2 protein-coding genes are annotated in these 985 nt (G+C 68.7%); both read left to right on the top strand.

All coding sequences use genetic code 11. The features are described from left to right. The first annotated feature begins 69 nt into the window (after positions 1–69). Positions 70–378 (top strand): transposase, encoded by a 309-nt coding sequence (locus IE321_RS42725; RefSeq protein ID WP_226652874.1) that lies wholly within the window; start codon positions 70–72, stop codon positions 376–378. After that, on the top strand, positions 375–985 hold a 611-nt coding region (locus IE321_RS41545), incomplete at its 3' end, for an IS3 family transposase (RefSeq protein WP_190226789.1). The genes IE321_RS42725 and IE321_RS41545, both read left to right, overlap by 4 nt.

Here is a 985-nt window from a genome sequence, read left to right as displayed (position 1 = left end):
GGGTCTGCCGCACGATCGGGTGACATCTGAACTGGCTTGCCTTGCAGGGCAGGTGGGAAGGATGTCGCTGTGCCCAAGCCTTATCCCCAGGAGTTCCGCGAGGACGTCGTGCGGGTCGCGAGGAACCGCGGTCCGGGTGTCACGGTCGAGCAGGTGGCCGCCGATTTCGGCGTCCACGCGATGACGTTGTGGAAGTGGATGCGCCGCGCGGACATCGACGACGGCATGAAGCCCGGGACGACCAGCCAGGAGAGCGCGGAACTGAGGGAAGCGCGTCGGCGGATCAAGCTGCTGGAGCAGGAGAACGAGGTCCTGCGCCGGGCGGCGGCCTATCTGTCGCAGGCGAACCTGCCGGGAAAAGGATCTACCCGCTCGTGAAGGAGCTGGCCGGCGACGGGGTGCCCGTCACGGTCGCGTGCCGGGTGCTGAAGCTCGCCAGACAGCCCTACTACCGGTGGCTCGACGAGCCGGTGACCGCAGCCGAGGTCGAGGAGGCCCATCGCGCGCAGGCGCTGTTCGCCGCGCACCGCGACGACCCGGAGTTCGGCTACCGCTTCCTGGCCGACGAGGCCCGCGACGCGGGTGCAGGCATGGCTGACCGCACGGCCTGGCGGATCTGCCGGGACAACCAGTGGTGGAGCGTGTTCGGCAAGAAACGCGGCCGGGCCAAGAAGGCGGGCCCGCCGGTCCACGACGACCTGGTGAACCGCGTCTTCACCGCGACCGGCCCCAACCGCCTCTGGCTCACCGACATCACCGAACACGCCACCGGCGAGGGCAAGCTGTATCTCTGCGCGGTCAAGGACGCCTTCAGCAACCGCATCGTGGGCTACTCCATCGACTCACGGATGAAGTCCCGCCTGGCAGTGACCGCCCTGGACAACGCCGTCGCCCGGCGACAGAGCGTCGCCGGATGCATCCTGCACAGCGACAGAGGATCGCAATTTCGCTCCCGGAAACTCGTCCGGGCCCTCGGCCGCCACCA

Origin of the sequence: Streptomyces hydrogenans (genome assembly GCF_014656075.1) — a bacterium.
Classification (GTDB): Bacteria; Actinomycetota; Actinomycetes; order Streptomycetales; family Streptomycetaceae; genus Streptomyces; species Streptomyces hydrogenans.
This window is presented reverse-complemented; position numbering and strand designations above follow the sequence as displayed.